A 4,738-nucleotide genomic window follows, 5' to 3' on the forward strand; every position below is an offset into this window, starting at 1 on the left:
AGAACCCTTATGGCCGATATTAAAACGCCCGGTAGTTGCCGCATTTTTTGCTATTGAATTGGTTTTATTATTTTCTCATGCGCCATTTTATAGTTTCTATAGTAACTACTTGCATCAAGCCGGCTTTTCGACCACTGAAATTGGCTTTTTATGGTCAGTTGGGGTAGTCGCTGAAATTATCATGTTTGCCTTTGCGCATCTTTTCTTAACCCAATTCTCATGGCGCAGCCTGGTCAGTGTCTGTCTCCTCTTGACCGGTATGCGTTGGGTTGTAGTGGGACTATTGCCTCATATATTTATGGCACAGTTTTTAGCCCAGAGCATTCATGCTTTTAGTTTCGGCCTGTTTCATATGATTGCCATGCGCATTATCTTCCAAAACTTTTCCGCAGGTCAGCAAGGCCGTGGCCAGGCCATGTATAGCACCATGTGGGGCTTAGGTGTCGCTTTAGGAAGTATCTTGGCTGGAAGATATTGGCAGGTAATCTCTGGAGAGATGGTCTTTATTCTTGCGGGACTTTCAACAGTTATAGGTTTGCTGTTTGTACGCTGGCTACCGAAACATATTCAACAAAGCTAAAACCTGCAACAAGTCAGTATCCCAAGCCTTGTGACTCAAATTTCTGCCATACTGTCCGTTATAGCTTTAGTCAGGATGCAAGGGGATTTATCAAGAAGCGATAGTGATCTGGTTTCGTCCTAAAGCTTTTGACCGATACAGGGCGTGGTCCGCCTGATTAATAATATGTTGCAAGCTCAGCTCAGTGGGTAAGCTGTGATGGGCAATACCGATACTGGTGGTAATAAACAATAAATCTCCCTCAGGCAGTTGCATCGGGGTTAGCTCGGTTTTAATCCGGATTCTTTCAGCAATAGCCTGGGTTTCCTGTAAAGTCGTGTTCATCATCAGAATCAGGAACTCTTCACCGCCTACACGAGCGAAAAGTTCATTGGTACGGATATTGTCCTCAACCAATTGCGAGAAATGTTTGAGCACCAAATCCCCGACATGATGTCCATACTGATCATTCATCCTTTTAAAATGATCCAGATCAAGCATGATCAATGAGACTGCGTGGCTTTTGGCTTCACTCAGATATCTTTCGCCTTTTTCAAATAGATGACGCCGGTTTATGGTATTGGTCAAACTGTCATGATTGGCCATATGCAATACTTTTTTATAAAGTTCACGGCGATTACTGGTAATAATGCAAAGAATGAGTGGAGCTAAACCCAGCATACATAAACCAATACGTACCGAAATCGTGGTGGTTAAATATGCCGATGATGAATGGGACAAGTAAAAATAGGTCAAACTATGATAAGTCACCAAACATACGATGCTGTTAATCAGGGCAACAGTGAAAATGGGATAAGTCAATGCTGCCCAGATTAATGCGGCCAGAGGATAAAGCAGGGCGCCTGGTCCAAAGAAAATATGGGTAAAGGTTACTGAAATAATAATAGCAATCAGCGGCAGTAATTTAGTCAAACGAAATTGGTTAAGCCTGATACTTTTAAATTTTTTACCCAGTTCATTCAGGGTTGGAAAAAATAAAATAATCGGCAGAATGGTAATGTAATTAACAATTTCACCGGCCCACCACATACCAAAATCTACCCAAAGACGTTGCGTGGACATAAACGTGTCGGAAAGATAAGGAACCGTGGCAATGGCAAACAAAGCACTGGCCAGAGATCCCCCTAAGGCACAAATGATAAATAAATATAAGAAAGTAAAACCCTGATTGTAATTACGATAATTTAATTTCCAGAGCTGGATTAAAAATAACGAAACCGTAACGTTAATCAGATTTGCGAGGGTAAGAATAAAGGTGAGTTGCAAAGAACTGCCTGTGCCTAAGTCTGCCAGCATATAACCGCTAAATGCACCTAACCATCCACCCCAGATTTTTAAATACTTAAAGCGTAAAAATAGCCCCAGCAAAACCGCATTTACCGGCCATAGATAGGCTAAGAAGGTGACAGGTCTGGATAGAATCCCGCATAAACAGCAGATCAGGACCACAGTACCCACAATAAAAAAGGCACTGGCCTGTTGCTTTCTCAGAGATGATTTAGATGAAGTCAGCAAGATATGCAAAGATCACATCCTTGTCACTCTAACATGGTGACTTGGTAGAAAATATTAAAAAAAATATTTTGCTATACTCGCCGTTAAATAGAAATATTTTCATGACGAATGAACATTTATTATTCGATTATATTCGCATAAGTGGGAATTTTTATTTCCGTATGGCAAGCAAAGAGTTGATTATTTTCAAGTTGAACAACTACTTTTTATGCAGATAGCATGTGAAATTATATTGTTGTAATATGGTGATAAATACTGGTTTTTCATGAAAATATGATAAGTTATAACAAAGGATTTTTAGCACTGAATTTATGTATGAAAAAAACATATTTTACAATTTTACTTGCATTGTGCTCATCTGTTGCGATGGCAAATGATAATCAAGCTGTAGTGGCAACAGAAGAAACGGATCGAGCTGAAAATTCGAATACCATTCGTATTGTGACACGTCCCGAAATAGTTGGCTTATGGGGGATGCAGGTAGCCAACAATAATAAATGTATTGAGTATTATAATTTTAAAAGTAATAACAATGTCATTATTAAAAGTGGGCAAGAGTGGTCATCTGGAATTTATGACTTTCAACCGGCTCAAGAGGAACGTTCTTTATTGTCTGCACTGGTTTTACAGGTAAAATATGACAATAATGAAAAAGATTGCTCAGGACTGCAGGAAGACCAAACTGGAGAAATTTCCCAATATTTCGTACAGTGGAAAAATCCATCTACCATTAATTTCTGTAGTAATGAAAAGGCGGACCAATGTTTTGCCACATTACGCCGTGTGTTGCCTTAAGAATTATTGATAATTTTATAGATATACTTTCATCAGTATAAAAAACCGCTCATATAGAGCGGTTTTTTAAGTCTTAATACAATATTAAGAAGCTTCCTGATAGGCTTCAAGCTTTTTCAACAAGTGTTTTTCCAGATAATGAATATCCATCGCTTCTTTACAGAAATTCTCGTCTTCCAGAATTAAATCTCGATGCAAAGGAATGTTGGTTTTAATTCCCGTTAAGATGGTTTCTTCTAAAGCCTGTTTCATACGTGCAATAGCAGTTTCACGATCTTTACCATGTGCAATGAGCTTTGCAATCATTGAGTCATAGTAAGGTGGAATGCTGTAGCCTGGATAAATATGCGAATCTAAACGGATACCTGCGCCACCTGGAGCATAATAGTTTTCAATTTTGCCCGGAGAAGGAAGGAATGTAGTTGGATCTTCCGCATTGATACGGCATTCTATGGCATGACCACGACACTCAACATCAGCTTGCTCAATCTCTAGACCAAGCCCGCCAGCAATACGCAGTTGTTGTTCAATGATATCGATACCCGTTACCATTTCAGTGACTGGATGCTCAACCTGAACACGGGTATTCATTTCAATGAAGAAGAATTCATCATCTTCAAACAGAAATTCGAATGTACCGGCACCGCGATACTGCATCATCTTACAAGCATTCACACACGCTTCTAAAATTTCAGCACGCGCCTGTTCCGGCAAGCCTGGAGCTGGAGCTTCTTCCAGTACTTTTTGATGACGACGCTGTAAAGAACAGTCACGATCATACAAGTGAATAGCATGGCCATTACCATCAGCTAGAATCTGTACTTCGACGTGGCGAGGTTTTTGCAAGAAGCGTTCCATATACACTGTATCATCACCAAACCACATTTCAGCATCACGCTGTGCAGCTTGAACTGACTCAAGTAGGGTATCAACGCGTTCAACAATACGCATACCGCGACCACCGCCACCAGAAGCAGCTTTCACGATCAACGGGAAGCCAATTTCTTTGGCTTCAGCCAGGGCATTGTGAATGGTTACAGCATGGTCACAACCAGGAACGGTCGGTACGCCTGCTTTTTTCATCGCAATAATGGCAGAAACCTTGTTCCCCATCAGGCGAATATGTTCTGGACGTGGTCCAATAAAGATAAAACCGGAATTTTCGACAATTTCTGCAAACTCGGCATTTTCAGACAGGAAACCATAACCAGGATGGATCGCATCTGCACCGGTAATTTCAGCAGCAGTAATAATTGCCGGAATGTTTAAATAGCTTTCGCTACTTGCACCCGGACCAATACATACCGCTTCATCACAAAAGCGTAAATGCATCAGGTCTTTATCGGCATCGGAATAAATACCTACGGTTTTAATTCCTAAAGTTTTGCAAGCTCGGGTAATGCGTAAAGCAATTTCACCCCGGTTTGCAATTAAAACTTTTTGCAACATTGTGAATCCCCGTGGTCTTAAGCGCGATAGCGGAACAATGGTTGACCGAATTGAATCACTTCGCCATTTTTCACCAGAATTTCTTCAATCACACCGCTTTGAGTTGCTTCAATTGGGTTCATGATTTTCATGGCTTCAATAATACCAAGTGTTTCACCCGCAGATACGGTTTGACCCACTTTAACGAATGGTGCTTCACCCGGGTTTGGGGCTGCATAGAACACACCAACCATAGGAGAAGTTTCAACTGCACCGCGCGGTGTTTTTGCAACAGGTGTCGCTGCGGCAGCTACAGGCATTGCAGGAACAGCTGCTGCTACTACAGGATTGCGACGAGTAAGGGCGATCGACTGATCTCCTTCCTTAACTTCGATCGCTTGTAAGTCAGATTCAATCATC

The 4,738-nt window shown here is 41.2% G+C and carries 5 protein-coding genes; 2 read left to right on the forward strand and 3 right to left on the reverse strand.

Translation table 11 applies throughout. The features are described 5' to 3' along the window. On the forward strand, positions 1 to 580 hold a 580-nt coding region (locus B2Y23_RS01410), incomplete at its 5' end, for an MFS transporter (protein ID WP_291368554.1). 90 nt (positions 581 to 670) lie between these two features. On the opposite strand, the gene B2Y23_RS01415 is transcribed toward B2Y23_RS01410, so the two are convergent. Further along, positions 671 to 2,098 carry a GGDEF domain-containing protein gene (locus tag B2Y23_RS01415; protein ID WP_291368562.1) on the reverse strand — a complete coding sequence of 476 codons (1,428 nt, stop codon included), beginning with the start codon at positions 2,096 to 2,098 and terminating at the stop codon, positions 671 to 673. Positions 2,099 to 2,410: 312 nt separating this feature from the next. Here B2Y23_RS01415 and B2Y23_RS01420 point away from each other — a divergent pair, with 312 nt between their 5' ends. Further along, positions 2,411 to 2,890 (forward strand): hypothetical protein, encoded by a 480-nt coding sequence (locus tag B2Y23_RS01420; RefSeq protein WP_291368556.1) that lies wholly within the window; start codon positions 2,411 to 2,413, stop codon positions 2,888 to 2,890. Between the two features lie 84 nt (positions 2,891 to 2,974). Here B2Y23_RS01420 and accC read toward each other — a convergent pair whose 3' ends face one another. After that, a complete protein-coding gene (accC, locus tag B2Y23_RS01425; RefSeq protein ID WP_291368558.1) occupies positions 2,975 to 4,339 on the reverse strand; it encodes an acetyl-CoA carboxylase biotin carboxylase subunit in 1,365 nt (454 codons plus the stop codon). A gap of 17 nt (positions 4,340 to 4,356) precedes the next feature. Next, on the reverse strand, positions 4,357 to 4,737 hold the full coding sequence (locus B2Y23_RS01430; protein WP_291368560.1) for an acetyl-CoA carboxylase biotin carboxyl carrier protein: 381 nt from the start codon (positions 4,735 to 4,737) through the stop codon (positions 4,357 to 4,359). Between the last annotated feature and the right edge of the window lies 1 nt (position 4,738).

It is taken from the genome of Acinetobacter sp. UBA5934 (assembly GCF_002430855.1).
GTDB lineage: Bacteria > Pseudomonadota > Gammaproteobacteria > Pseudomonadales > Moraxellaceae > Acinetobacter.